The 24,204-nt window shown below is 40.1% G+C and carries 29 protein-coding genes; 23 read left to right on the plus strand and 6 right to left on the minus strand.

From position 1 onward, the window contains the following. Positions 1 to 19 precede the first annotated feature (19 nt). From CH352_RS01430 to ompL47, 4 genes are all read left to right on the plus strand, one after another. Positions 20 to 1,195 (plus strand): Acg family FMN-binding oxidoreductase, encoded by a 1,176-nt coding sequence (locus CH352_RS01430; RefSeq protein WP_100706502.1) that lies wholly within the window; start codon positions 20 to 22, stop codon positions 1,193 to 1,195. Then, positions 1,192 to 1,545, plus strand: coding sequence for a DUF488 domain-containing protein (locus CH352_RS01435; RefSeq protein ID WP_243396293.1), 354 nt, complete (start codon positions 1,192 to 1,194; stop codon positions 1,543 to 1,545). Before CH352_RS01430 ends, CH352_RS01435 begins: the two co-directional genes overlap by 4 nt. Then, positions 1,546 to 2,028 carry a hypothetical protein gene (locus CH352_RS01440; protein WP_100706501.1) on the plus strand — a complete coding sequence of 161 codons (483 nt, stop codon included), beginning with the start codon at positions 1,546 to 1,548 and terminating at the stop codon, positions 2,026 to 2,028. A gap of 130 nt (positions 2,029 to 2,158) precedes the next feature. Further along, on the plus strand, positions 2,159 to 3,196 hold the full coding sequence (gene ompL47, locus CH352_RS01445; protein WP_100706500.1) for a multi-beta-barrel domain surface protein OmpL47: 1,038 nt from the start codon (positions 2,159 to 2,161) through the stop codon (positions 3,194 to 3,196). A gap of 74 nt (positions 3,197 to 3,270) precedes the next feature. Here ompL47 and CH352_RS01450 read toward each other — a convergent pair whose 3' ends face one another. Further along, positions 3,271 to 4,509 (minus strand): hypothetical protein, encoded by a 1,239-nt coding sequence (locus tag CH352_RS01450; RefSeq protein WP_100706499.1) that lies wholly within the window; start codon positions 4,507 to 4,509, stop codon positions 3,271 to 3,273. Beyond that, positions 4,506 to 5,405 (minus strand): FecR family protein, encoded by a 900-nt coding sequence (locus CH352_RS01455; protein WP_100706498.1) that lies wholly within the window; start codon positions 5,403 to 5,405, stop codon positions 4,506 to 4,508. Before CH352_RS01455 ends, CH352_RS01450 begins: the two co-directional genes overlap by 4 nt. 174 nt (positions 5,406 to 5,579) lie before the next feature. Here CH352_RS01455 and CH352_RS01460 point away from each other — a divergent pair, with 174 nt between their 5' ends. From CH352_RS01460 to CH352_RS01500, 9 genes are all read left to right on the plus strand, one after another. After that, positions 5,580 to 6,275 (plus strand): hypothetical protein, encoded by a 696-nt coding sequence (locus CH352_RS01460; RefSeq protein ID WP_100706497.1) that lies wholly within the window; start codon positions 5,580 to 5,582, stop codon positions 6,273 to 6,275. Between the two features lie 86 nt (positions 6,276 to 6,361). Continuing rightward, positions 6,362 to 7,180 (plus strand): hypothetical protein, encoded by an 819-nt coding sequence (locus CH352_RS01465; protein WP_243396291.1) that lies wholly within the window; start codon positions 6,362 to 6,364, stop codon positions 7,178 to 7,180. A 438-nt stretch (positions 7,181 to 7,618) separates the two neighbouring features. Next, positions 7,619 to 8,146: an acyl-CoA thioesterase gene (locus CH352_RS01470; RefSeq protein ID WP_100706496.1), complete on the plus strand. Its 528-nt coding sequence runs from the start codon at positions 7,619 to 7,621 to the stop codon at positions 8,144 to 8,146. 80 nt (positions 8,147 to 8,226) lie between these two features. Further along, a complete protein-coding gene (locus tag CH352_RS01475; protein WP_243396289.1) occupies positions 8,227 to 8,676 on the plus strand; it encodes a MarR family winged helix-turn-helix transcriptional regulator in 450 nt (149 codons plus the stop codon). A gap of 69 nt (positions 8,677 to 8,745) precedes the next feature. Then, positions 8,746 to 9,144 carry an MORN repeat-containing protein gene (locus tag CH352_RS01480; protein WP_100706494.1) on the plus strand — a complete coding sequence of 133 codons (399 nt, stop codon included), beginning with the start codon at positions 8,746 to 8,748 and terminating at the stop codon, positions 9,142 to 9,144. Positions 9,145 to 9,225: 81 nt separating this feature from the next. Next, the gene (locus CH352_RS01485) at positions 9,226 to 9,816 is read left to right on the plus strand and encodes a glutathione S-transferase family protein (protein WP_100706493.1); all 591 of its coding nucleotides are present in this window, start codon (positions 9,226 to 9,228) and stop codon (positions 9,814 to 9,816) included. A gap of 137 nt (positions 9,817 to 9,953) precedes the next feature. Next, a complete protein-coding gene (locus tag CH352_RS01490) occupies positions 9,954 to 10,481 on the plus strand; it encodes a hypothetical protein (RefSeq protein WP_100706492.1) in 528 nt (175 codons plus the stop codon). Between the two features lie 52 nt (positions 10,482 to 10,533). Then, positions 10,534 to 11,085 carry an RDD family protein gene (locus CH352_RS01495; RefSeq protein ID WP_243396287.1) on the plus strand — a complete coding sequence of 184 codons (552 nt, stop codon included), beginning with the start codon at positions 10,534 to 10,536 and terminating at the stop codon, positions 11,083 to 11,085. A 77-nt stretch (positions 11,086 to 11,162) separates the two neighbouring features. Beyond that, a complete protein-coding gene (locus tag CH352_RS01500) occupies positions 11,163 to 11,921 on the plus strand; it encodes an amidohydrolase family protein (RefSeq protein WP_100706490.1) in 759 nt (252 codons plus the stop codon). Between the two features lies 1 nt (position 11,922). Here CH352_RS01500 and CH352_RS01505 read toward each other — a convergent pair whose 3' ends face one another. Then, complete coding sequence (locus CH352_RS01505) at positions 11,923 to 12,738, minus strand: SDR family NAD(P)-dependent oxidoreductase (RefSeq protein WP_100706489.1); 816 nt, start codon at positions 12,736 to 12,738, stop codon at positions 11,923 to 11,925. 116 nt (positions 12,739 to 12,854) lie between these two features. Here CH352_RS01505 and CH352_RS01510 point away from each other — a divergent pair, with 116 nt between their 5' ends. From CH352_RS01510 to CH352_RS01535, 6 genes are all read left to right on the plus strand, one after another. After that, on the plus strand, positions 12,855 to 13,487 hold the full coding sequence (locus tag CH352_RS01510; RefSeq protein WP_100706488.1) for a low molecular weight phosphatase family protein: 633 nt from the start codon (positions 12,855 to 12,857) through the stop codon (positions 13,485 to 13,487). A gap of 74 nt (positions 13,488 to 13,561) precedes the next feature. Then, positions 13,562 to 14,308, plus strand: a complete 747-nt coding sequence (map, locus tag CH352_RS01515) for a type I methionyl aminopeptidase (protein ID WP_100706487.1) — start codon at positions 13,562 to 13,564, stop codon at positions 14,306 to 14,308. A gap of 7 nt (positions 14,309 to 14,315) precedes the next feature. Continuing rightward, positions 14,316 to 14,846, plus strand: coding sequence for a hypothetical protein (locus CH352_RS01520; protein ID WP_100706486.1), 531 nt, complete (start codon positions 14,316 to 14,318; stop codon positions 14,844 to 14,846). A gap of 3 nt (positions 14,847 to 14,849) precedes the next feature. Further along, a complete protein-coding gene (locus tag CH352_RS01525; protein WP_100706485.1) occupies positions 14,850 to 15,686 on the plus strand; it encodes a bile acid:sodium symporter in 837 nt (278 codons plus the stop codon). Next, positions 15,683 to 16,813 (plus strand): metallophosphoesterase, encoded by a 1,131-nt coding sequence (locus CH352_RS01530; RefSeq protein ID WP_100706484.1) that lies wholly within the window; start codon positions 15,683 to 15,685, stop codon positions 16,811 to 16,813. Before CH352_RS01525 ends, CH352_RS01530 begins: the two co-directional genes overlap by 4 nt. Before the next feature lie 28 nt (positions 16,814 to 16,841). Continuing rightward, positions 16,842 to 17,915 (plus strand): lipoprotein LipL41, encoded by a 1,074-nt coding sequence (locus tag CH352_RS01535; RefSeq protein WP_100706483.1) that lies wholly within the window; start codon positions 16,842 to 16,844, stop codon positions 17,913 to 17,915. Between the two features lies 1 nt (position 17,916). On the opposite strand, the gene ftsZ is transcribed toward CH352_RS01535, so the two are convergent. The 3 genes from ftsZ to CH352_RS01550 are packed head-to-tail and all read right to left on the minus strand — an operon-like array spanning position 17,917 to position 21,090. Continuing rightward, positions 17,917 to 19,104: a cell division protein FtsZ gene (ftsZ, locus tag CH352_RS01540; protein WP_100706482.1), complete on the minus strand. Its 1,188-nt coding sequence runs from the start codon at positions 19,102 to 19,104 to the stop codon at positions 17,917 to 17,919. 11 nt (positions 19,105 to 19,115) lie between these two features. Further along, entirely contained in the window at positions 19,116 to 20,342 is a 1,227-nt protein-coding gene (gene ftsA, locus CH352_RS01545) for a cell division protein FtsA (RefSeq protein ID WP_100706481.1), read from the minus strand. Positions 20,343 to 20,346: 4 nt separating this feature from the next. Next, entirely contained in the window at positions 20,347 to 21,090 is a 744-nt protein-coding gene (locus tag CH352_RS01550) for a cell division protein FtsQ/DivIB (RefSeq protein WP_100706480.1), read from the minus strand. Positions 21,091 to 21,226: 136 nt separating this feature from the next. On the opposite strand from CH352_RS01550, the gene CH352_RS01555 reads away from it, so the two are divergent. From CH352_RS01555 to CH352_RS01570, 4 genes are read left to right on the plus strand one after another with little or no spacing between them, the layout of a single operon-like run. Beyond that, positions 21,227 to 22,030 (plus strand): MlaD family protein, encoded by an 804-nt coding sequence (locus CH352_RS01555; protein ID WP_100706479.1) that lies wholly within the window; start codon positions 21,227 to 21,229, stop codon positions 22,028 to 22,030. Positions 22,031 to 22,084: 54 nt separating this feature from the next. Beyond that, on the plus strand, positions 22,085 to 23,188 hold the full coding sequence (locus tag CH352_RS01560; protein WP_165780166.1) for a glycosyltransferase: 1,104 nt from the start codon (positions 22,085 to 22,087) through the stop codon (positions 23,186 to 23,188). Next, complete coding sequence (locus CH352_RS01565) at positions 23,185 to 23,409, plus strand: flagellar FlbD family protein (RefSeq protein WP_100706477.1); 225 nt, start codon at positions 23,185 to 23,187, stop codon at positions 23,407 to 23,409. Before CH352_RS01560 ends, CH352_RS01565 begins: the two co-directional genes overlap by 4 nt. A 6-nt stretch (positions 23,410 to 23,415) precedes the next feature. Next, the gene (locus CH352_RS01570) at positions 23,416 to 24,198 is read left to right on the plus strand and encodes a motility protein A (RefSeq protein WP_100706476.1); all 783 of its coding nucleotides are present in this window, start codon (positions 23,416 to 23,418) and stop codon (positions 24,196 to 24,198) included. Positions 24,199 to 24,204 lie beyond the last annotated feature (6 nt).

The raw sequence follows: 24,204 nt of genomic DNA on the forward strand, positions 1-24,204 counted from the left end.
TGCATTAGGTTTTTCGGCCATGGTTTCCATTAGTCGCAAAACATTTTTGAAATACGGTATTAGTTTCGGTGTCATTCTATCAACTTCTCAGATTTTACAATATTGTAAAAATTCTTCCAAGGAAAGATATGATTATGAAAGAAAAGATCCATTCGATCCTGAATTTCTTTCCGAGAATGTTTCTCCGATCCTAAAGGCTATCCGTATCGGGATCACTGCACCGAACCCTCATAATGTGCAACCTTGGAAATTCAAAATTATCAATGACCATTCCGCACTTTTATACGTGGATGAAAAACGTTTATTAAAAGATACGGATCCAACCTTTCGGCAAATTCATATTGGCCAAGGTACATTTATAGAGAACTTAAGTTTAGGAATTCAAGTATTAGGTTATTCTTCTGAAGTTTCTCTTTTTCCGGATGGGAAGTATACGATTGCAGATATGGGCAAAAAACCGATCGCAAAAATTGTTCTAAACAAACAGGAAGATCTGATCCGAAATCCCTTGTCTGAATTTATTTCGGAAAGGGTAACGAGAAGAAGTGTTTTTGAAGGAGAAGATCTAACTCAGGAAGATTTTGAAAAGATCCGCAAAGATTCTACTGTTTTGTATTCCGAACTGAAATTTGTTCCTAAGCCAGGATCGGAACAATTAAGCAATCAATTGATCGCTGCGATGCAGATGGAAACGGACACTTACAGAACATATGAAGAGTCCAGAGTTTGGTTTCGTTACAATGACGAAGAGATCGGAAAATTTAAAGATGGTATTTCTCTCAGAGCAAATGGGACTTCCGGTTTGAAATATTATTTCGCTCGAAATTTTTTCTTAAAACATGGAGCAGAAAGTTGGCATTCACCTGAAAATAAAAAAGCAGGAATGGATATGTTTGCTTCAATGGTGGAAAGTTCTAAGGGATTTATTTTTTTAAAAACGGATCATAACGAAGTTATTGATTGGGTCCAAGCGGGTAGAGATTATCTCCGTGTTCATTTGGCTGCTACTAAAAACGGATTTTCGCTTCATCCAATGAGTCAGATTTTACAAGAGTATCCTGAAATGGATCCTATTAGAAATGAATTCGAATCTTCTTTAAAACCAGGAGAAAAGATCCAGATGTTGGCACGCTTGGGGAAAAGTGACTACCATTTTTATAGTCCCAGAAGGGATCCGAAAGACTTTATTTTATGAGAGTAATGCAGATAAAGATCAAAAGAGTTTATGAATCTCCTTCCAAAGACGATGGAAAAAGAATTTTAGTAGATCGTCTTCGGCCGAGAGGGATCAGTAAAGAATCCGGAAAAATCGATCTATGGTTGAAAGAAATCTCTCCCAGTAACGAACTCAGAAATTGGTATGGTCATGATCTTGAACATTGGGTTGAATTTAAAAAAAGATATTGGGCAGAATTGAGATCCAATCCGGAAGGTTTAGAAAAATTAAAAGACTCTTTGGATGAAAAAGTGATCACCTTTTTATATTCTTCTAAAAATTTGGAATATAACAACGCGATCGCTCTAATGGAATTTTTGTCGAAATAAATGCTTATACTCAAGAAAACCCTCTTTTGGTTCGGAGACCTTCTATTCTTACTCATTCCGTTATGTATCGTTTTGGCAGAAGCGGGGACCTGCACGCAAGGTGATGATAGCATTTTTCTTTTATTCACTCAGGCATCTTTCGCGATCTCAGTATTAAGCCTTTTTCTAATATGGTTTGGGGTCCCTTCCGGAGGATTGGTGGGACAGGCGCTTGTAGCCTTTCCATTCTTGGTCTGTTTGTATTTTTATATCGCTTATATTCCTGTTTATTTTGTATATTCTACATTACAAAATTACGATTTATGTGTAGTGATCGTTTCTGATCTGACTTTGTATAATTCTACAATTGTGGTCCAGAATGAGGCGGCAAGTTTGTTTTCGAGAAGTTACGCTATTTTGATGTTATTGCCCGTTTTAGGCAGCTTTTTGCCAGTCTATAAATTTTGGAAGTCCGGGTCCTTCTCCAAAAAGGAAAAGAAATAGAAAATTTTTCTCACCCTAAGTCGACGAAATTTAGTCGGAATTTTTTTGAATTTCTTATGTAGAATGAGAAGATTCTGTGGATTTTTTGTCGTCAAACAGTGATAACACTAATTTTCCATTGGAGAAAAGAATGAATCGCAATCCCTTATGGGTCCTTCTAGCAAGTATGCTAGTCTCCAGCGCTATTCTCGCTCAAACATCGCCAGGCACGACTACTCCTCCGAAATCTACTACTCCTAAGGCGGAAACTACTAAACCGTCTGGAACAGAAAGGGAATCATCTTCCGGAGAAAAACCGGATCTATATATTAACTCTCAATCTTCCTTCGAATTCAACTCTAAGGACGAAGGTTCCACTGTAGATTATATCGAATACAAGATCGGGTCCGGGGATTATACTAAATACGTTTCATCTATCACATTAGTAAGAGAAGGTCTAACAAAGATCACTTATAGAGCGGTAGATAAAGCGGGAAATAAGGAACCGGAAAAACATTTTAACGTTCTTGTGGATAATACTCCTCCTTCTACCAAGATCACTCCGAGTGCTGCACTTATCGTTCATGAAAATACGAACTATGCTACTAAAGCTCTGACTTATTCCATCACTGCTCAGGACAATCTAGCCGGTGTTCAGGATATCAAGATCTCTATCAACGGTTCTGAACCAAAAGTGTATGATGGTAAGCCGATCCAGTTGGAAAAAGCTGGAGTAAACACTATTAAGTTTTCTGCAACTGATAAGTCCGGTAATACTTCTACCGATTCTGTTTTGGCAGTAACTGTGGACCAAGAAAAACCATCGGTTGAACTTTTCGGTTCTGCTCTTGTAACAGTAAAAGATAAAATTTTCGTAAAAAGTGGGAATGCATTTACTATCAAGGCTTCCGATACATTGTCCGGAATTAAACAGATCTTTTACAAATTGGATTCTGGAGAATGGAAATCATATGCTGATCCTGTTTCTGTAGAAGCACAAGGAAATCATACGATCGAAGCGAAGTCGGTGGATTCGGTAGGTAACGAAAGCGAAGTTAAGAAGATCGCTTTTATAGTAGATACAACTCCTCCTGAAACTAAGATCCAGAAAGTGGATAATAAACCAAGCGCTCCTAGTCCGGCAGTTAAACCTGCAAGTTCTTCCGCTGCACCAAGCACAGAAAATTAGAAACCGCCATAAGGGATCCGTTGAAAAATACGGATCCCTTCTTCTTCTTTCCTTCTTTAAATTAATCTAATGAACTATTTTTCTTGGAGCTCGGATCCGGTCTTTTGCCAATCCGGTTTTATCGCGTTCACTTTGATCTTGAACTCTGCTTGGTTTCCTACTCTATCTGAAGTATAAATCGTCACAGTGTGAATTCCAGTATTGAATCCGATTGGAGTTTGATAGGACTGAGCCGGACCATTACCGATCTTGTATTCTAATTTAGAAAGTCCTGAACCTGTGCCTGGGTCTTCGCAACGAATTGCAATGAGTCCGTTTTCCTTTAAATAATAGATACCGTCTTCTCTGAGTTTACCTTCCGTAGGAGCGAAGACGCAGACCGGATGTTTTGCATCTATCAATAATGGGATCTCTGATTGGATATAATTGCCAGCCTTATCATTTGCTTCCCAACGAAGAATGGAAAGACCATCTATGCCCGAAGAAGAAATTTTGATCGGTTTCTTTGCCTCTTCTCCGGAAAGAGTTAGATTCACTTCAGCTCCGCTTCCATCTCTTGCGGCAAGATTGATCGTGATCTCTTCCATTCCGGAACCTTCTTCAGTAACTTGTAATGTAAGTTCTGCTCCGGATTTAATCTCTATCAGGCCGGATTGTCCCTTCTTCTCTCCTATCAAACGGACTTGTGGTGCGGTGGTATCTTTCAGGTATTTTGTCTTTTTAGGTGTTTCCTTATTTCCTAAGATATCTTCGGAATAAAATTCTACCTCGTTCCAACCTTCTTGAGAAAGAGAAATGGAACCTTCATACTTTTGCCATTCTCCTCCATTTACTCTGTAATACGTGGAAACGGGAACTTGCTTTTGAGAGTTAGGAGATCCGGGAGAATTTGAAGAAGGTCCGCTGGTTTTAGGATCACCCAGTGAGATCCGCAATTCTTCCGAAGAAGCGACAACTGTAGAAGGTCTTTCTACTTTTACCTTAGGGGCTGCGGCGAATTTATCTGCTAAAGAAATAATGGGAGAAGAGACTCCTCTTACTCCGTCCATAGTGATCCCAACTACTCGCACATAAAATTTAGAATCCTGTGAATTGAATTCGTAACGAAAGTTTTTGGTCTTATAAAAATGATGGATTCTTAAAAATTCTCTATCTTCTGAAAGTTCGATCAAATAACTTTCAGCACCTTGGCTGGGTTTCCAGCGAAGGCTTACTCTTTGTTGTTCGGAAAATGCCTCTCCCGAAAGTAGAAGCATGAAAGATAATAAAAATGAAAATTTGAATTTTATAATATTCTGATCCAGAATTCTCACTCTAACTCAACCTTTTCGGGAAGTTTTTCCGGTTTGGAAGGAGCCTGTCCTTTTACCACAGTAGTTCCGAATCCGGCAGGGACCGCCACTGTTTTTCCTTCCGCGGAGACCTCTAGTTCTCCTTTGTAACATCCCACCGTAGTGTTTTCTGGATCTGGGGCATTTACATATAATTCAGTTCCTCTCACTCCCACCACTGCTGTTGGAGTTACCACCATAAATTTGCGAGTATCATCTCCTGGCTTTTTAGGAGGGACCTTAGCTTCCAGATATCCGGACTTGAGTTCCAGAATTCCCCCATCCTTGTTCAGTTTGTATTCCGATATGGATTCTGAAGTTGTTTTTACGATCTTAGTTAAGGTTTTTTCTCTTAACTCAACAATTGTTCCATTTTTGGTAAATATAATTTTAGAAGAAGAACCTTGTCCTGTTTGGACCCAATCATCCATATTCAATAATTGATCTTTGGAAAGTTTGGACCAACTTGCGGGAAGTCCTGTCGGTGTAAAATCTCTGGAGAATTGAACTTGTCCTTTTTGGAAATCAGCAACCGCTACAGGACCTGCATTCGGTTTTATGATCTCTCCTGTTGCAGAGATAGTATCCTTTCTTAAAAAGCCCGGGATGAGAAGAGTTGTGCCTTCTCTGATCAAAGACGGGTTTGGAATTTCATTATATTTTAATAATTCTTTCCAGTTCCTTGGATCTTGAAGGAATTCTTTTGCGATCTTAGATAAAGTATCGTTCTTCTTCACCTTATATTCGAAAACGTCTTCGTGGACTCCTTTTTTGGGTTCCGCGAAAATTCCGATCAGAGAAACGGAGATGAATAAGATTGCAAAAAATTGAAACAGCTTAAATCGGGAGATCGAAAAAGGGAAATTCTGGGAAGACATGGTTTATCCTGGAAACTAGTTCTATCCAATTATTAGAAGAGAATCTTGTAGGAATTCCAACAAAATACGACGCTTAGGTGAAAAAGGAGGAGGAGAATTGGCCGAAATTTCGAGGAAAATGATTGCCTTATTTTCTGAAATTCTAATGATTTGGGCCTCATTTTGGAGATCGTAATGTCGGCTCATCTCCCACCGCTTGTTCCAATAGTTTTCGGTTCTACCGTATTTGCTATTTTAGGATATTTTTTCTCACTTGTTCTAGGTTCTAGAAAAAATTGGATCGGCTCTTCTTTGATTCTTTTGGGTTTAGCGGCCTGGCTTGTATTACAAGGAATCTTAAGCGGGACCGGATTCTATCTGGTTACAGATTCTTTTCCTCCTAGATTTTTGTGCATGGTGGCCCCGCCGGTTTTGTTCTTGGTTTTACTTTTTATTTTTCCTTCTAGTAGAGCTTGGATGGATCAGATCCCTGGGGAGAATTTAACGTACTTACATTTGGCAAGAATTCCGGTTGAGCTTGTTTTATACTGGTTAGCGATGTATGGTTGGGTCCCTATCAGTATGACATTTGCCGGTTGGAACTTCGACATTCTGATTGGCCTGACTGCTCCTATCGCGGCTTATTTCATTTTGAATAAGGCTTCTTCTAAAAATTGGATTTTGCTTTGGAATATAATAGGCCTTTTATTTTTATTGAATATAGTGATCTTGGGGATCTTATCTGCACCAGGGCCATTTCAAAAATTATCGTTTGAAAGACCGAATACTGCTGTGCTCCAATTTCCATATGTATGGTTGCCTTCTTTTATAGTTCCTTCTGTTTTATTTGCTCATCTTGTTTCAATTCGAAGAAGGTTTATTTCAGGTTGAATTTGGATTTTCCTATCGGGAAGGCGTATTCTAAATTAATAATTTCTATTTTTTGCATATTCTTGTTTACTTTTTGTTTTCCGGACATGGGCCGAAAAAAGAAAACGGAAAACGATTGGTTCAAGATAGAAAAGGTGTTTTACAAAACGGAGCCGAGAAAGATAGAGATGGTTTTAAAGGGAGCGGTAAAAAATCCATCTTTAGCGAGCTTGCAAGGATTTGAGTTACGTGAAAATTCTTCGAATATTTTATTATTTCAACAGGAAGGGCCACTTCCGGTTGGATCACTCCTCGTAAAATTTAAGGTAGAAGTTCCCGAAAACAAGGAGTGGATCCGAAAGATCGGGACAACTCACAAATGGATCCAAATCGCATTGAAAAACGATAATGGACAACTCACACATTTGCAAACGGAGATTTCCATCCATGAATCCGATAAGAGACAATTCAGAAAAGATCTTTCAATAGATGCAGAAGGGGAGTCCATTCGTTTGGATGGGAGAGAATGGAGACTGGTATCCGATGTGGATAGAATGGACCAAGCATTATTACAATATGTCCCTAAGTCTGAGTCTCTATTATTTTGGAACGAAATGCTCTCTATTCATGTTTACAAAGTTAGAGCGTCTTCTCCTTCCGAAATTTATTCCTTATTAGAGTCAGGTAAGAAGAAGGAATGTCCGAATGTTCTGTGGAGCTTAGAATCGGAGAGGTCGGGAAAAATTTCTTATTTCTGGGAACATTCCGGCTGTGGTAAGCAATCCCCTTCTTCTCAGGTTTCTAAGTTATACAGAGGAGAATTCGGAATTTATAATATTCGATATGATAGAAGAAGTAAGATCGGTCTTGATGATAAAAAGCGCTGGTCTGATTTGCTGGATCTTCTGCCTTCGAAGTTGGACTGAGTTTTCTAAGATTGATTTCTGATCTTTTGTAGGAGTTCCTACATGGGTTAAGGGCGGCCCCCGCCCTGCGTTGGGATTGGGGGGAGTGGCTCGTGGGAAAACTCGCATTTTCCATATCACGGAATTCCATTTCTCGCAAACAAATTTTACACCACCAGTTGTAGGAGCTCCAACAACCGAATTTTCATTTACAACCCGCGAGGGATCGAGCCGGGGTCACAAAAATCGCGGATGCGATTTTTTGACCGGAGGTGAGAGCCCGGTCCGAGCAAAGCGAGGACGCGGCCAAGCCCAAAATTTATAGATTCTTGTCGGAATTCCAACAAGAAAAGCGCCGTTTTTTGCCTTGACTAAGATTTGGAGAAGTCTAACTCCTGTATTTACACATGTGTAATTACATACATGTAAATACACATTATTGCTCTTAGGAGATTCGGTATGGAATTGACGATTGATAAACCGGCGCTTTCCCCTCATAGTTTTGCCAGGATCCGTTTCCAGGATTGTGATCCTTTCGGTCATTTAAATAATGCAAGATATATGGATTACTTTTTGGAGGCTCGCTCTGAGCAGTTGAGGGAGACTGCTAATTTCGATTTTTATGAATATGGTTCCAGCTCAGGTAAGTCCTGGGTGGTGAGCAAGGTGGAGACCCAATATTTGGAACCTGTCAAACAGAATGATGTGGTGAAAATTGTGACTCGATTGATCAAGCTGACTCCGGCGACGATCCATAATGAATATCTACTCTTAGATAAGGAAGGTAATCGTTTGAAGGCAGTTTTGAGAGCTCAGTTTTCCTTTATCGATCTTCAAAAGGGACGTCCTGTTCGTCATGATCAAGAGATGATGTCTTTTTTAGGGAGTTTCATATTTGATGAACCCGGTTTGGAAGAAGGTTCTTTTGAAGACAGGGTAAAACAGTTGCGAAAACAAGTATCGGAGGGAAAATATTCCCAAGACTGAATAGTCTTTTTGATCCTATGTCCAAGAAGTCTCAAAACATTACGGCTCGGAAGTCCGAAAAATTTCCGAGCAAAGCTGATATGCTTAGCGCAGGTTTAAGTTGTGTGAACTTTAATCTGCGCAGAGCTTCTAGAGCAGTCACTCAATTTTATGATAGAGAATTGGAAAAGGCCGGTCTTACTTCTCAAAGATTCAGTTTATTGCATACTCTTGGCGCGACGGACGGCCTTGGGCTTGCTGAGTTAGCTGACCTTCTCGTTTTAGATAGAACTACTTTGATCCGTAATCTGACTCCTTTGGAAGAGTTAGGATATGTTGCGGATGTTCCTTCCGAAAATAAAAGAGCAAGGAAAGTGATCTTAACTCAAAAAGGTTTAGAGGCTTTGAGGATCGCTTACCCGATCTGGGAAGAGGCACAGGCCGCGGTTACGGAAGCCATGGGAGAGGACGATCTGAAAAGATTATTGAAAAGATTGAATTCGATCGTTCGTAAAAGAAATTTTAAAGAATTTTCCAAATCAGAAGATTGAGTCCGAAATTTCATTAGTTTATTTTTCCATAATATGGAATTTTAGGATTTGAATCGGTTTCTGAAAATAATGAATAAAAACTTTTATCCTATCCTGTTGATCCCTGTTCTTCTATTCTTCGCGTATTACTTTTTTTCTCCTAGTTGTATTTCCGGTGATTGCAAAAACGGGACCGGCACTAAGATCATGTCCGGATCTTACCGTTATGATGGCAGTTTTCAAAATGGTTTAGCTCATGGTAAAGGTAAACTTGTGCTCGCCGGAGCGGAGTCTTACGATGGGGATTGGGACCGGGGTAATAAAGAAGGAAAAGGAATTTATAAATACGCCGATGGCGCTGTTTACGAAGGGGAGTGGAAATTAAATAAGAGGAACGGCTTCGGTAGATTGACTGACTCCGAAGGAAATCTGATTTTCGAAGGCCAATGGAAGGATGATGACCAGATTTCAGCTAAAGACCCAAAATGAAATAAATTAGTTTTTCATTGCAGATATCCGCTTAACGTTCAGATTTGTTACATATTAAGTCGCTTAGGTGAGTGAGTTAACATGAAAGTTTACGGTACTTCAGTTTCCGGGAATTGTTATAAAGTTAAACTGTTATTACATGTATTGAAAAAACCTTATGAATGGATCGAGATCAACATCAGAAATGGCGAAACTAAGACTCAGGAATTTCTTGTTAAAAACCCGGTAGGTAAAGTTCCAGTTTTGGAATTGGATTCGGGAGAATTTCTTTCCGAATCCAACGCGATCTTATACTTCTTAGCGAATGGGACCAGCTTCTTCCCAAATGAACTTTTAATTCAATCTAGAATATTGCAATGGATGTTCTTTGAACAATATAGCCATGAGCCTTATATTGCTGTAAATCGAAGTCTTATAAGGCTGCAGAATAAAAAAGATGATCCCAGAATTTCCGCGAATCTCCCCAAGGGATTGGACGCTCTTCGGATCATGGACGACCATCTTGCTAAAAATGGATTCTTCGGTTCCGAAGAACCAAGCATTGCAGATATTTCTCTCTTTGCATATACACATGTGGCGGAAGAAGGTCATTTTCCTCTGAACGATTTTCCAAACATAATTTCTTGGATAAAAAGGGTAAAAGAGATCCCAGATTTTATTCCGATATACTGAGAGGTTTATATCGGAATGAGTACGTTTCAGAATTGCAGTAGTGTATAAGTTTGCTTTTCTAAATTCTCCTTGATTCCTTACTTTTGGTTTCCATATTCTACCGTTAAGATTCGGCCGATCCGATCCCGGCGAAAAAAATGGCGAAATATCCCACTTTCAAGATTTTACTAACGTGCGGCGCAGCAGTTATTCTTATCGTCTTAGGGATTTTTCTATATTCTTTCTTTCGGAACAGATCGGATATTTCGGTCTTTACCGATCGTTTTGAATTTAAGGGCCTAACACAGGCACAGGCGGAGAAGTTCGGGATTATCGGTGTTCCTAACGGTGTCTCCGATTATTTTATCAAACGTTGCGGATTTAGAGAGTCCTGGCTGGTTTTCTCCAAATACAAAGTAGAAAACTCAGAGTTTAGGAAAATAATTCTGGACCGATTTAAAAACCACCCTGGTTTAAATCGTAGATTCGATTCTTATCCAAGCGACTGGCCTGAAAATTTTGACCAAGGAAATTGCAAACCGGACTGGTGGGTGCCTTGTTCCAAAGGATTTTGGGCGGAAATTTCCAAAGATCCCGATGTTGTAACTCATAAAGACGGTTTCTATCTTTGCGAAAGTGGCAAAGAACTCAGATGGTTCGTTTTTCATTTTAGAAATATCCTATAATTACTTACAGATGAAGAGTATATTCGAGAAAATTAATACTACAGAAAGGCATTTGGCATACGCGAGTTTGAGCAGAAGGTTGTATGCTCAGTTTTTGGATTTTTTGATCCTTTGTCCTATTTTGGTCCCTCAAATCATGGTTTTTTATTACCATAATAAAATAGTATATGAGTTGTTTCCCTTTTATACGGCCTTACATTCTTTGCTTTATATCGGGTATAGATTCGTAATGCATGCGTTATATGGCAGGACCCTTGGTAAGGCATTTGCCGGGATAATCGTTACAGATTTAGGAAAAGGACGTTTAGGATGGGTTCGATCTTTTATCAGGACCTTGCCTGAGTTTGGATTATCTTTAGTAACGATCATGAGTGCGGTATATGATTCCAGGATATTTATGGAACATCAGGCGGAGATGGAGGGTTTACCTTTGGCCGGTGTTCATAGGATCTTGAACAAATGGAACCCTTTAGATAATTTCACCTTTTGGGATTCGATTATCTATTATGGGATTTCAGTGCTTTATATCTTCTTTTCTCACAAAAGGACCGCATTACACGATCTTTTTGCTGGAACCAGGGTGTTTCGTTATAGAGCGGAATAGGGCTTTTACCTTTTAAGGAAATTAATTTCCTGTCCACATTCTCTTGACTCATATTCCGTAAATGTTATACTACGAAGATGCGGATCTTCGACTCTCATTTTCATATCATTGATCCAAGATTTCCTTTGGTGCCCAACCATGGCTTTTTGCCGGAACCTTTTACGGTTTCTGATTATAATAAGCAGGCAGATTGGCTTAGGATCAAAGGTGGAGCAGTCGTTTCCGGTTCTTTCCAGGCTTTCGATCAAACTTATTTACTGGATGCACTTTCCGTATTAGGAAAAAATTATGTAGGTGTGACCCAACTTCCCGCAAATACTAAGGATTCCGAAATTTTATCCCTTCACAAATCGGGGGTGAGAGCGGTTCGATTTAATGTAAGAAGAGGAGGTTCTGAGGAAATTTCTAAGATTAAGGAAATGGGTGCTCAAGTCTACGATATAGCCAGTTGGCATGTGGAATTATATATAGATGCCAAAGAGATAGACGAATTTTTAGAAGAAGTATTGTTATCCTTACCTAAAGTTTCCATAGACCATTTAGGATTATCTAAAGAAGGATTTTCCACTATTTTGAGATTGGTAGAGAAAGGTGTGAGAGTAAAGGCCACTGGATTTGGCAGGACCAATATGGATATAAGATCCGCTTTGGTCGAAATTGCTGAGATTAATCCCGACGCTTTGATGTTTGGCACCGATCTTCCTTCTACTCGTTCTCCCGCTCCTTTTACGGAGGAGGATCTACATTTAGTTACGGATACATTCGAAGGAGAGTTATTGCAAAAAGTATTATATTCGAATGCTCTCGAATTTTACGGAGTGAACGTAAAAGTTTAAATTATTCTTTTTTAAAGATCCGATCCGCTATTCTTTTGACGATCCAAGAAGGAAATATTTTCGTAGAATAATAATGTGCCTTATTCATTAATCCTGGGACAGATCTTTTGGTTTCATTTTGGATTGTATTGAATGCGACTTTTGCCACATCTTTCGGATCCATTGCAATGGAATAAGCAAGATTTCCTAAGCCTCCTTTTCTGTTTTCTTTATGAATTCCTGCGACTGATAGGAAATTTGTCTTAGTCGTCCCTGGATATAAGATCCCAATTTTGATCCCGTATGGGGCAACTTCTGCTGCAAGTGCTTCTGAAAAACTAACCACATAGGCCTTGCTTGCCGCATAAGCTGCCATATGAGAAAGAGGCTGCAAAGAAGCAGTGGATGCAACATTCAATATAAAACCGTTCTTACGTTTTATCATCCTTTTGGAAAATTCGTTAGAAAGTCTGGTAACTGCATTTATGTTTAACAGGAGCATAGAGTTCACTTTTTCTGGAGAAAGCTCCCAAGATTTTCCCCAAAGTCCGAACCCTGCATTATTAACTAAGACATCTACTTCTAAGTTTAATTTAGAGATCCATTTTAAAATTTTGGGAACACTTTCCGTTTGTGTTAGATCCGCTTCCAATGTTTCTAATTTTCCGGAAGAGTTGATCTCTTTGCATTCTTTGTGAAGAAGTTTTAATTCTTCTTTGGAAATGCTGACTACTAATACATTACAACCTTGTTTGTATAATAAGATAGAAAGTTCTTTGCCTATCCCGGAAGATCCTCCGGTGACTAAAACCGTTTTTTGAGTGTTGTTCGTTTTCATTTAGCTTCCTTTTTCGATTTCGCAATAGATCCATGATGATCTGAAATCTGTCAAAGCCTTTCAAAACCTAAAAAATCTAGCTTGCTCCTTTGTAAAAAGAACTTAAAGTTCCCGGAATGTCTCCTTTATTCCAACCTTTAAAAACATATTTGGATGCGAAACTTTCTTTGATCGATAAGATCCCCAAGGAAAGAAAGGCGGTGCTTTCTTCTTTTGCGGATTTTATTCTTCAATCTTTTGAGACCAAACAAAAAGCGAACTTAGTTTTCATATGTACTCATAATTCGAGAAGGAGCCAGATCGCTCAGGCATTTGCAGCTTGTATTCCTCACTATTTCGATTTCCCAGGAGTTAAATCTTTTTCAGGCGGAACGAGCATCACAGAGTTACATCCAAATGCGGTGAGCGCTTTAGAAAATTGCGGATTTCGTTTGGAGAATCAAGGGCCTCCTCGTAATCCTAAATATTCTATTTGGTGGGCGGATGGAACTCCTGCTTTGATCGCTTATTCTAAAAAATTCCAAGACGCACCGAATCCTGCCTCGGAGTTTATTGCAGTTTTAGTTTGTTCGCAAGCGGACGAATCCTGTCCTTATGTTCCTGGAGCGGAAGCAAGGATCTCTCTTCCTTTTGAAGATCCTAAATCAGCGGATGATTCAGAAAATCCTCTGGAAAAATATTTGCAAACTTGTGATCAGATCTCTTCCGAACTTCTTTATACTTTCCGGGAAGTGAAACAGAAGCTTTAAGATTCTTTCGGTTCTTGTTGGAATTCCTACATTTATCGTTTGCCACCTAGTTTCTTTCTGTAGAACTAATATTTATGACGGTTCGTAATAAAGAAGATCTGGAAGCATTACAAAGGATCGGCAAGATCACAGCAGAGACCTTGGTCAAGATGAGAGAAGCAGCTAAACCAGGGATCAGTACTAAAGAATTAGATCGTATTGCGCATTCTTATTTTTCTAAGTTCGGGGCCAGAAGCGCTCCTCAACTCATGTATAAATTTCCAGGATACACTTGTATTAGTTTGAATACTGAGATCGCTCATGGAATTCCAAGCGACCGTATCTTGCAGGAAGGGGACCTTCTAAATCTGGATGTTTCTTTAGAGCTGAACGGTTATTTTGCGGATACAGGTTTTACTTTGATTGTTGGAAAAGATGATAAAGGTTTAAGCAAACTTTTAGACGTTTCTTCTGATGCATTGAAGCTTGCTCTTTCGGGCGTAAAGACCGGAGAAAAACTGAATTCAATCGGAAGAACGATCGAGAATACAGCTAAGAAGAACGGATACAAAGTGATCCGTACCTTATGCGGACATGGAGTTGGCAAATCTCTTCATGAAGAACCATTCGATATTTGTAATTATTATGAACCAAGGGATAAACGAATTCTAAAATCGGGACAGGTAATCGCAGTAGAAACTTTTGTTTCGACAGGAGCGGAAGACTTTGTAGAACAATCGGATGGATGGACTTTAAAAACTCCTGACGGTTCCTTTACTGCTCAGTTCGAACATTCAGTAGTAGTTACTGAGCTTGGACCGATTATTCTAACAGCGGCATAAAACAAAGATGATCACTATAATTTTAAACGTACTTCCTCTCCTGATTTTCATTTCGGTATTTACTCTTTCTCTCTGGGATAGAAAACAAAAGGAAACTTTTTCGCAAAAATATTTCGGCTCCTTCTTCCCTGCTATTTTATCGGGAGAATTGAAGTCGGATATAAACTCCGCTTCTTCTCAATTCGGAAAAGCAGGATATGCTGTTCAGAAGGAAGGAGACAAACTTCTTTTCCAAAACGCTTCTCAACTAGCAAAACATAGAAACTGGTTATGGTCTTTCGGTTATGCGAAAAAGACGGAGAATGGGTCTATCAAGTATAAATTATTCATTAATACAGGATCTGTGCTCACCGTTCCTGCTGCTTTGTTCGTAGTAGTATTTTATGGAATGCTGGTGCAGAACAATATTCCTAAAGACCAAGTTTCTATCGCACCTTACTTTTTCCTTGGATTTGCTTTTTTCTTTGCGATCTCGAGTTTTATTTCTCAAACGATCAAAGAGAGAAGTTTCCTTAAGAAAAGTCTTTCCGAAAATTAGAAAATGTTAATACGGATCGTACTTATTCTTCTTTCCCTTTCCTCCATGTACGGCTTGGGGCTGAGGATAGAAAAAAAAGAATTAGGCTCCTGGTCTAAATTTATTCCGATCCTTGTGTTCGCATTCTTTTGGAATTTTGGGATACTTCCTGTTTCCGTATTTTTTACGGGAAAACTTTTAGGAGTATCCGAGCTTGCATTCGCTGCAATTTTTCTTTGTGCTGCTTCTCCTGGAGGCGCGTCGGGAGGATTGTTTGTTTTAAGAGCAAAAGGAAATCCTGCATTGGGCGGGATGCTAATCGCATTATTGAACGGCGCGAATACTGTTTTGACTCCTTTGATCTTCTCTATCTACCAAGGTGGTTCGGGATTTAATTTCGATCTTTTCCTAAAACTTTTTTTAATCGGAACCTTCTTACAAGGGTTACCTTTGCTTCTCGGACTTCTGAGTAAATATTTCTTCCCTAAATTCTTCGATCCGATTGCTCCTTGGGTGGAAAGATTCAGCACTTTCTGTCTGGTTTTATCGATCTTATTTTTGATCTTTCAATATGGAGAATATGCTCTAAGTCTAGGTTGGATTGCATGGATCGGTGCTGCTATTGCTGTAGGGCTTTCTCTTCTTCCTGGGATTTTTTTGTTTCATTCCACACAAGAAGTTAGAGCTTCTTTGTCCATGGTTTCCGGGATCAGAAGTTTATCTTTGGCACTTCTTCTTGCAGAACTTCATCTCAAACAAAGTGAAACGTTACTTACTGTTCTTATGTATGGAACTGTAATGTATTTAATTAGCGCTGTAGCTGCAGAATTTTGGAATGGAAAGAAGAAGATCCAAGCATGAATTTTTATTTGAATGCATATTCTAAATCTAATTTCATAATCGATGTTATAGTAATTATTACTTTTATCCTCTTTCTCTTTGTGTCTTTGGGCAATAAAAGAAAGTTTGTATTCTCCAAAGAATGGGATCTTTCTTTTTATAAAAGAATTCTAATTCTTGTATTGATCTATCTTGCTCTTGCGTCCACTATTCCTTTCTTTTTGGACGTGAGTTCTTTTATTCGCGTTAGGATTGCTTGGACCGTTCTGACGATCGCTCTGCCTCTGATAGGTTTAGTTCATTTTGTATTTTCTAAAAGGACTTTTTTCTTATTCGGTTCTATCTTTTTGGTTTGTATCAAATTTTACTCCGAAGTTTGGGAGCCGAATTTTTTGGACGTGGAACGTATACAGATCCGATCGGATAAGATCGTTTCTCCCATTAAAATTGTACATATCTCTGATCTACAAACGGATGATATAAGAGATTTACATTTAGAAGTTAGAGAAGAGGCAAATCGTTTTCAACCTGACCTGATCTTGTTTACGGGAGACGTGATGAATCATGCTTCCATATATCCGATCGTAACTTCTTATCTGAAGGAATTTAAAAGTAATAATGGATTCTTTTTTGTTACCGGTGACGTGGATCATATCTTACGTTATACTGATTTTTCCAAGAAGAGCGGATCAGTCCTTTGGGATCGAAAATCGAAAGTACTTCAGGTCGGAAAAAATAAGATCGGTTTGATCGGATTAGGTTTACCTGATTATCGGAACAAAACTTTGATCTGGAGTTTGAGAAGAGAGATCCCTGAGGATATTTATTCCATTCTGATCAGTCATTATCCTGATTCTGTTTTGCACCAACCGAATGAAAAGGTGGATCTTGTTCTGGCGGGGCATACTCATGGAGGTCAGGTCCAGGTTCCGTTTTTTGGACCAATCTTAACTCTTTCCAAAGTTCCTCGTCATATTGCTGCCGGGGGCTTGAATGCTTACAAAAATACTGATATTATAGTCAGTAGAGGTTTAGGGGCAGAAGGTCATGTGGCACCAAGAATTCGATTCGGTGCAAGGCCTCATTTGATTTTGTTGGAACTCCTACCTGCAAATTCCACAAAAGAAACTGCGAAAAGCGGGATCTAAAATTTACGGAGAAAGGGTCCGATTCGATATGCGGTTCACGTTAGTCTTTCTGTTCTGCTTGTTCGCAGTTTTTATAACCTGCCAATCCGTAACCGTAGAATATCCTAAGTATCCTGCTACAAAGGAAGGAAGGGATTTAAAACAATTCTTACACGGAGTAAGGACTGTTGCATTTGCGTTAGAACCTATGAACTCGGAAATATGGAGCCATGAAAGCAATCGCTCTTTTATACTGATGGTCCCGGGAAAAATTTATGAAAGTTTTTCGAAAGATTCTTATTTTAAAATTTTGGATCTGAAAGACAGACCGGATGTTTTGGAGGAAAAAGACCTTTCTTTGGAAGGGATACAAAAGAACAGAAAGAAGATCGGAGAAGTATTGGATGCGGATGCAATCTTATATGTTTCAGTCAAACAACCGGAGTCTCAATGTTATGTAGAAGCTAAAATGGATTATCTTGCGCTTGGGATGGCAATTCTTAAAGTAGCTGCCGCAGGGAAGGAAAGGAACCGGCAATATAGTAGAGCTGCTGCTTCTCTCGTAAGTGATCCGATTGTAAAGCCAACAGGCGTCCGAAAAGTCTATATTCCAATAGAAGCAAATTTGATCCGGATAGATTCCGGGGAAATGATGAAAACTGTCCTTAGTAAACCTTCTATAATATATAATGGAGTAGGGGACGTTAGTTGTCCTAGTATACTTCCTTCTCTTTCAACTGCGTTAGACGAGTCCATCTCCGAAATACAAAGAAAGCTTTCTCCTAAAGTTGAATCCGAAGATATTTCTATATTTACAGAAGATGAAAATCCTGAAGTAGAAGCATTACTTTTGGAAGGATACGAAGAGATCACTGGAGAAAATCCGAATTTTCAGAGAGCTAAGATCTCTTGGGAAAAAGCGGATCTAAAGGCAAAGGGTAAATCCTGGGCGGCCAAAGCAAATTTAGCTACTTATTATTTTTCAGAAGGGGATTACCAAAAGGCCATCCAATTTTATGATGAAGCAATCCGTTTAGGTGGGCCAGAAGACGATTATCTGAAAGAGTTAAAAGAATTGATGGCGCCTCCTCCGATACAAGAAGAGGCAACCGAAGAAAAGTAAATTAACCTCTCCCTTTTTCTCCTCTTCTTAAGAAAGCAGGAATATCATAGTCCTCTTTCAAATTTCCGGAAGGATTTTTGGATTTAAGTGCTCTATATGCTTCCGGGTCATTACTGATCCTTTCCGGTTCGGTCTTGAAATTCTGACGAGGCTCTTCTATTTCAGGAAGTCCTACCACTTTTCTTTGAGGTTGGGATTGCAATTTAGGAACTGATCCTATGCCCGCGGCTCTTTTGTTAAAACCGGTTGCGATCACTGTGATACGAATTCTTTTTTCAAGATCTGCATCTTCAGTTAAACCGATGATGATGTTTGCATTAGGATCCACTTGAGAAGTGATGATCTGAGATACTTCATTCCAATCTGAAATAGTAAGATCAGTTCCGCCTGTGACATTGATTAAAAGAGAAGTTGCTCCAGCGATAGATCGAGAATCTAATAAAGCGTTATCGATCGCAAAGTTTACGGCTTCGGAGACTTTGTTTTCTCCATAACCTTCTCCTACTCCCATGACTGCGTCACCTGTATCTCTCATGATCGCCTTTACATCTGCAAAGTCCACATTGATGATACCTGGATTGTTTACGATATCGCTGATCCCTCTGACTGCGTTCAAAAGAATATCATCTATTACTCTGAATGCTTGGTCGATCGGAGTATCTCTTTCTACTACTTGAAAGATGGATTCATTATTAACTAAAATTAATGTATCTACGTAAGAGCGAAGTTGTTCTACGCCTCTTTTGGCGAGTTCCATTCTTCTTTTTCCTTCAAAAGAAAAAGGAATAGTGACTACTCCAACTACTAAACATTTCTGTTCCTTTGCGATCTTGGCAACGATAGGTGCTGCACCTGTTCCAGTTCCGCCTCCCATTCCAGCAGTTACAAAGACCATGTCCGCGCCGTGGATCACGGATGCGATTTTTTCTCTGTCTTCTTCTGCGGCTCTTGCGCCTAGTTCAGGATCTCCTCCTGCGCCCATTCCTCTTGTAGTTTTGGAACCTAATGCGATCTTACTTTCTATCTCGGAACGTTTTAATACCTGTTCGTCGGTATTCATAATAACGTATTCCACGCCTCTTAGGCTGGAATTCGCCATTCTCGCGACTGCGTTCATTCCGCCGCCGCCGATCCCTAAAACTTTAATAATAGCAGGGTTTGATCTTTCTTCTTCTTCGAAACGTAACATGGTTCACTCCCCTAGAGGTTTTCCTCTATCCATCTCCGAATTTTTTTGCCCCAAGTCTCGCTTCTGTCTTGGGATTTTCTTTCCATGTCCCCTAATCTGGAGGCGTATTTGATAAGTCCGACTGCGGTAGCGAATTCAGGAGAAGAAACTCTATCCGAAAGTCCGGAAAGTCCTGCCGGTCTTGCACGAGTTACCGTTAGACGAAATACGTCTTCTGCCAAACTTTCTATTCCTTCTAAAAGACTTCCTCCGCCAGTAAGGATCAAGCCTCCTGCTAAGAAGGATTTTTTTCCGGACTTAACGAGTTCCGCATCCACCATTTCGAAAATTTCCCTCATACGAGGCTCGATTACATGAACTAGTTCTTCTCGGAGAACTGTTCTCGCAGGTCTTCCGCTGATCGGCGGGATTTCTACTGTTTCGGTTGGATCTATTTCTTCTATAGAACAATGACCGAATCTTTTTTTCACAAGCTCAGCAGTTTCGATGGTAGTTTTTAAACCGATAGAAAGATCGGAAGTAACATTATATCCACCGAATGGAATAACGGAAGAATAAGCGATCCCTCCGTCCACATAAACGATCAGATCGCAGATACCTGCGCCAATATCTAACACTGCAGTTCCTAAATCTTTTTCGCCAGAAGTTAAAACTGCATCGGAAGAAGCTAAACTAGAAAGAACTCTTGTCTCTTCTGCTAAACCGGCCGCTTCAATACATTTTTCTAAATTATGAAGTGCTGTTAGACCTGCTGTGACTATATGTACTTCTGCTTCTAAACGAACTCCGGTCATTCCGATCGGATCTTTGATGGAAGTTTGATCGTCTACAGAGAATTCTTTGGAAAGAACATGTAAAATTTCTTGGTCAGCGGGAACACGAACTGCTTGCGCAGCTTCTATCACTCTCACTATATCAGGCTCGGTTACGACTCTATCTCTATTAGTGATTGCGACCACTCCCTTGGAATTGTCTGCGCGAACTGATTTGCCGGTTACATTCACAACGACATAACCAATCTCTTGCCCACACATAAGTTCAGCCTCGCTCACTGCTTCTATGATGGAGCGAGTGGTAGCTTCTATATTGATAATGGATCCGTTTTTGATCCCGGAAGAAGGGAACATTCCGGTTCCGATAATTTCAGTTTCGTATTCGGAGATAGGACGTCCTACCACCACTTTTGTAAGTGCTGATCCCAGATCCAGAGAGACTATGATTCTTTCAGAAGATTCCATATTCTTAATGGTAGACCGCGTCTTCTCCTCGTATGTCCACGAGTTTGGGGCGGACTTTTTCTTTTTCAAGATATGCTAATACAGCGTATAACTTTCTGACCTGTTCCGTTTGGAATAAGGTCCCAACTTGTACACGAACCGAAAGAGGAGTGTCTGCGTAGACAAAAATTTCTCCGTCTTCATGCAAGGAAACTTCTGAGATGCGAGTCTTTAATGCTGGATAAGAACGAAATGCATTTTCCACGGAAGTATGAAGGTCTTTGAATGCAGCGCCGACTACTTCTCCTTTTTCTCTTGGAAATGTTCCGGAAAGAACAGTGAGTCCTCGGCTTCTAACATCATCCATGGAAAGGATCTTTAGGTCGGAATCAATCTCGAAAAGATGACCGTCAGAGTTCACAAGATAATTCGGCTTTCTTTCGGTGATCTCCACCAGCAATTGATCGTCCGTTTTTTTTTCCAAGTGTGCGGATTTGATTCTGGGATGTGAGGTAAGTCGGTGTTCCATTTGGCCGAGGTCGTAATTTTCGAAAGAGGTTCCCGGTTGGATACCCATGATCTGAACTATTTCTTCCGTTCTAAGAGTTTCGTGTCCTGTCAGTATGAGTTTATTCAACTCCTGGGGAAGGGTCCCTCTCCTAAATCCCCAGCCTAAAGTACTCGCCATTAGAAAGAGGAAGGCCAGAAGCCACCAACTCGTTCTTTTTTGAACGGATTCTTTCAAAAAGTCAATTATATTATGTCTCATAGGCGTTTGGGCCAGGTTTTTTCTTCCTTTCCCTTAGAATTATCGGGAAATTCTTCAAAATTTCGCCCATCTATTTTTGATTTAATGGGATTTAGTTGATCCGAATCCAAGGCCGAAGTTTCTAATAGAAGAAAGTATGAAATTTCCGATCCCTTCTCCCATTCATCTAGGTTTCGTTTTCTTTTGTGCTTTTTTCGTACTCTTATATCAATCAGTGATCGAGCGATCTGGTTCCGAAGAAGATTATCCTTATACTTTAAAAATTTATTATCCTAAGTCCCAAGGTATACGCCCTGGAACTCCAGTCAGCATTTTAGGATTGGCGAGGGGAATCGTTCGTGATGTGGATGTGGTCGGGATTGAAGAAGTTCCGGACAAAAGATTTTTAGATAAGAATAGGACCAAGGCGGTAGAGATCACTATCCGTCTTGCAGAGCCGATCACATTGTATTCAAATTACGATATCAGTTTTAGAACTGCTACAGTTCTTGCCGGACGAACTATAGATATCAATCCCGGAAACGCAGAAGAAGATTCCAAGCAATCATTCTTCAAACCGACATACAAGGAAGAGGAGGGTTTTCGTCCGGACTTTGCTCCTTCTGCCAGATACTATGACGACTTTTTTGCGGCATCCACAGGCGTGATCCGTGAGAACAAACAAGATATCAATTTGATGTTTGCAAACTTGGAAGAGATTTCTTACAAACTTAAAAGTAGTAATGGTTCCGTTCCAAGGTTTATAAACGATCCGGATACATACGATAATCTGGCTGAGACATTGACCGATATGAGAATTTTAGGGGACGATGCAAGAAGATATGTCGAAGGATATCGCAAGATAGAAAGAAGCGCTCCTATCCCTTTCTCCATCAATTTGTATCGCAGGACCACTATCATCGGTGGGATTTCCAGCGATTTCTATCTAAACAAACTATAACTCCGATAGTAAAAGGCGGGGACAAACTAAGCTACTCTGCCGATCCTAGTATCTATGAAAGTCGCAGTGATCCATGATTGGCTGAATGGAATGAGAGGAGGAGAGATCGTTCTCGATTCTATCCTGAAAGTATTTCCGGATGCGGACCTATTTACCCTTTTTTATGAAAAAGGAAAGTTAAACGAAAGAATAGAAAATAGAAAGATCATAACAGCATTCACAGATAGGCTTCCTTTCAAATCCAAATACCGCTGGTATCTTCCTTTATTTCCTACTGCGATAGAGTCCTTGGACCTAAGAGGATATGATCTGATAGTATCTTCTTCTCATTGCGTTGCGAAAGGTATAATCCCGGATCCTGATTCGATCCATATTAGCTATGTACATTCTCCCATGAGATATGTTTGGGATCTGTATTATGATTATTTTCCTGCAAGAAGTGGTTTTAAATTTTTCGCATTCCAACTTGTTTCTAATTATCTTCGCAACTGGGATTCTGTTTCTTCCAACAGAGTGGATTCTTTCTTATGCAACTCTGAGTTTGTTTCCAGAAGGATCCAAAAATTTTATAGAAGAAATTCCAAGGTAGTATATCCTCCTTGTTTGCCTACAGGCTTTAAGGTCAAAGCGGAGAAGAAGGAAAACTTCGACCTAATCGTTTCCGCATTCGCTCCTTATAAACGGATCGACTTGGCGATAGAAGCATATAGAAAGAATGGTAGGCCACTCAAAATTTTAGGAAGCGGGCAAGAATATAAAAAACTTATAAAAGATCTTCCACCCAATGTGGAGATCTTACCGCATAGACCAAGGAATGAAGTGCAAGAGTATATGGCCAAGGCGAAGACATTCATTTTTCCCGGAATGGAAGATTTCGGGATCGCGCCAGTAGAGGCTCAGGGGTATTGTACTCCTGTTCTGGCTTATGCAAAAGGTGGAGCTTTGGAAACAGTGGTTTCTGGAAAGACCGGGCTATTCTTCCGGGAGCAAACAGTGGAGGCATTGAACTCCGCGCTACAGGAATCGGACCGAAAAGAATGGAAATCTAAGGACTTTCAGACCTCGGTAAACCGTTTTACAGAGGAAAAATTCATCATCCAAATCCAAAAGACGGTCGAGACTATAAACAAGAACTCTGGAAAAAGGAGGGGCATTTGATTACTTTGCATAGATTAAAAGGTAATGAATTCGTTCTAAATGCCTCTCATATAGAATGTATCGAGGCTAATCCGGATACTACGATCACTTTGTCTAACGATAGAAAATATGTGGTTCAAGAAAGTATACCCGAAGTGATCGAAAAAATTTTGGAGTTCAAGAAACGAGTGCTGGTGTTTCCTTTGGGTTCCGCGCCGGATCAATTTAAGAGGGCAGATTAAACTACAATGGATATAGCTACAATCATAGGTTTCGGCTCTGCAGTCGTTGTATTCGCTTTCGGGATTCTTTCCGCCGGTTTGAACCCGATCGATATCGTGGACGTACCTTCCGTATTGATCACATTCGGAGGAGCGACCGCTTGTACTGTGATGGCGGTCCCTTGGCAAAATACCTTGGAATTGGGCAAGGTAACTCGTAAGGCTTTCAGAGAAGAGAAAAGCGATCTAATCGGACTCATTAAAACTTTAGTTTCCTTCTCGGAGAAAGCGAGAAGAGAGGGTCTACTCGCGTTGGAAGACGACGTGAACGAATTACCTGAAGAATTTTTAAGAAAGGGAATTACCCTTGTAGTCGACGGAACCGACCCTGAACTCGTTCGGAATATTATGGAAACCGAAATGAGTAATATTGCTTCCAGGCACAGTGCCGGAAAAGCTTGGTGGGAAAACTGGGGAGCACTTGCTCCGGCATTCGGGATGATCGGAACTCTGATTGGACTCGTTCAGATGTTAAAGAACCTTGGATCCGGAGACGCGAGTGCGATCGGAACAGGGATGGCGGCCGCTTTGATTACCACATTGTACGGATCTATGGGAGCCAACATGATCGCTATCCCTATTATGAAAAAACTCATACGTAAATCCGAAGACGAACTCTTAGTAAGACAGATCATGATAGAAGGTACACTCTCCATTCAATCGGGAGATAACCCTCGTATCGTAAAAGACAAGCTCGCAAGTTATCTGCCACCTGGCGAACGCGGCGTCTTAAAAGACGAAAACGATTAAGATTTA

It is taken from the genome of Leptospira hartskeerlii, assembly GCF_002811475.1.
Classification (GTDB): Bacteria; Spirochaetota; Leptospiria; order Leptospirales; family Leptospiraceae; genus Leptospira_B; species Leptospira_B hartskeerlii.